Raw genomic sequence first — 2673 nt, 5'->3', positions numbered from 1 at the left:
ATCCAGCTTGCGGTTTTCATCAATTTCGGCCTTGCGCCGACGTTTGACATCATCCGGATTACGACCACCAGCACGTACCCAGTCTGATTCTGTCGCCGCTCCACCACGAATCTGGATTTTCCAGGCCTCAGCCTCCTTAACAGGGTCAATCCACGGCATCACCGGTCCGGAATACACCGCGGTATACAGTGAAGAAAGGTCAAGATCGCGGGGTAGCCTGATAACACCGGATGCCACAGCCTGTTTTAGCCAGGCACGATACATCGGACGGGTGACGGCACCAATAAACCAGTCCTGCAGGATCAGGTAGCCATCAGTGGATTCAACCAGCTCCTGACGCTGGGCGCTGTAAGTGCCGTTATAGTTGCGTGCCGTACTGGAAAAACTCAGACGACTGCCCGCCGCCACGGCACGCAACTGACCATTACGAAAAGTTTCAAGGTTAGGATTTGGGCGATCCGACTTCACCATTCCGATTTCTTCGCCGGGTTTCAGATCATCGTAAATAATGCCTGGCTGAATGGTAAGCTCGCGTTCCTTATCCTTGCTGCCATTACCATCCGCTTCATAGCTCTGCCCGTCGCCTTTCCGGATGTACATCCCCAGAGCAGCGGCGATCCTTGCTGCAGTCAGCTCAGAATCTTCATACTCTTTCAGGGCACTGAGGCGGATCAGCACACCGGACAATAAAGACGTCCCGCGCATCTGGTGCAGACGGCGAACAAATTTAAGATGCAGCATTCGCTCTGCATCCACTTCTTTGGTTTCCATCTGCCGTCCGGATACGGGACGGCTTTTATACACCAGATATTTTTCGGGACGCCCCCAGTCATCAACAAACACGCCCTGATTCAGCCTGTTGCTCTCATCACTGGTCATGGGAATAAAGTCCGGCTCGAGCGCCTCCAGCCAGAAATGAACACCGGCAGAAGGCGTCAGGCTGTTTATGCGCCCGGAAACCATCTGGGCAAACACCTCACCATCGCGCAGCCAGGTACGAAGCATCAGACGTTCCAGCATCGGACGGGTAAACTGCCCGGTGACTTCCGGGCTGACAGACCATTCACTCCATCGGGTGCGAATCTCCGCAGCCAGGTCACGGGCAATGGCCCCATTGCGTAATACCGGATGTGGCTCGACAATAATCCCGTTTTTCCCCACCACCCGTTCTTCCAGCTTGTCAAATACACCAATAACCAGATCGTGGTTGTTATCAAGGTAACGGGCCTGCTCACGTAACGACACGGCCCCGTACTGGCTTAACTGGTCGGCAGTTCGGTTCTCCCGTCGGGCTTTGTGTGTCCGCGTCGTTTTTACGGCCTCATAAGCCTGGATCACCGCACGGGAACGCAGCCTTGCCGCTTTCCATCCTGGTGAAAAAACGCCAATCACATCATCAAGAATTGCCATCAGAACCTCGCCAGCCGATACCCGGGATGCCCCCGTCGTCGTGTAATCAGAGCCGCAAGGCGGCGCTCCCACTCCTGCCGTCCCTGCCGGATCTCAGATAAGTTTTCCATGGTCATCTGCTGACCATTAAAGGTGACGGATTTTCCGTCCAGCACCGCCATTTCAGCTTCCGTATAACGCTGAATCATGGCTTCGATATCATTCTGGTTCATAACCATCCTCCGGAAGTCAGCCAGGGGTTAACATCGTCAGTTACTGTTTTCTTCCGTTTTTGTTTTTTAACAGGCGTGGATACCGGTTCCGGTGAGGATGACGGTTCGGTACTGTCCGGGACACACTCCAGCCAGGTTTCCCGGCTCGCCCACTCCGGTGCATCCGGCCAGCGGATCTTTTCGTATCCATGCAGAATGACCAGAGCCTCGGCATACACCATCAGGTCAAAAGCTTCGTTGGCACCGCGACCCGGCTTACTCCATTTCCCGTCACTGCTCCGCTCTTCATACGTCAGTTCGTCGTAAAACCAGCTCCCCAGCCAGTCAGGGAAATGCACATAGCCGGGACCTGGCGAGTCACGCCATAACGCGTTATTCACCCGGTCTTTCAGTGCATCCGTCTGAAGAAGCCAGAGCGGCACATCACCTGCGGCCTGCGCCCGGCGGCCCGTTCGTCCGGTGTTATCAGGGAATGTACGGCTGATCAGTTTTGCGCGCCGGATGCTGTCACCCTTAAACAGGTAAATACGTTTACCAAGGCCATCACGACGGCAACGACGCCAGAATTTATAGGCATTATCAGTGACCCCGTCTTCACCGCCGGAGTCCACCGCCATTGCCATCAGTCGCATTTGTTGAGAAGGATCGGAGGCCAGCGGCCAGCTTTTATGAAAAACATCCGTCAGCAGGACATCCCAGTCTTCCGGGTAGCTGGCCGGATCAATTCGCTGGCTCTCCCCGTCGCAGTCACCGCGCAATGACTGCGTGATGTTGTAACGATCAATAATCCAGCGTTCGCCACGGCTGCCATAGCCCGTTACCTGAACCACAAAACGGCGATGACGTCCCGCCTGCACATCCACTGTCGCCACAAGAAAATTAACGCCATCCGGCACACTGCGGGAAGGAACTGGCTCTGCCCGCTGCTCAAGCAGTTCACTTTTTCGTTGCTCCATGCTGGCGCGGGGAAGATAAGGTAATCCCCAGTCGGTATTGATAACCGTCTTGAGTGTTTCTTCACTTCCGGTTGTCTCGTATTCCTGTTCTGCAG

At 55.0% G+C, this 2673-nt stretch carries 3 protein-coding genes; all 3 read right to left on the bottom strand.

Features of this window, described 5'->3' with window-relative positions; all coding sequences use genetic code 11:
* Positions 1 to 1410: phage portal protein (locus RTW80_RS23805; RefSeq protein WP_409415310.1), on the bottom strand; the 1410-nt coding region annotated here is incomplete at its 3' end.
* Positions 1410 to 1622: a hypothetical protein gene (locus RTW80_RS23800; protein ID WP_001072975.1), complete on the bottom strand. Its 213-nt coding sequence runs from the start codon at positions 1620 to 1622 to the stop codon at positions 1410 to 1412. The genes RTW80_RS23800 and RTW80_RS23805, both read right to left, overlap by 1 nt.
* Positions 1619 to 2673, bottom strand: a 1055-nt coding sequence (locus RTW80_RS23795) for a terminase gpA endonuclease subunit (RefSeq protein WP_312720500.1), incomplete at its 5' end; no start/stop codon positions are given. The genes RTW80_RS23795 and RTW80_RS23800, both read right to left, overlap by 4 nt.

Source organism: Escherichia sp. AM3, from assembly GCF_032029835.1.
GTDB classification, from domain to species: Bacteria; Pseudomonadota; Gammaproteobacteria; order Enterobacterales; family Enterobacteriaceae; genus Escherichia; species Escherichia coli.
This window is presented reverse-complemented; position numbering and strand designations above follow the sequence as displayed.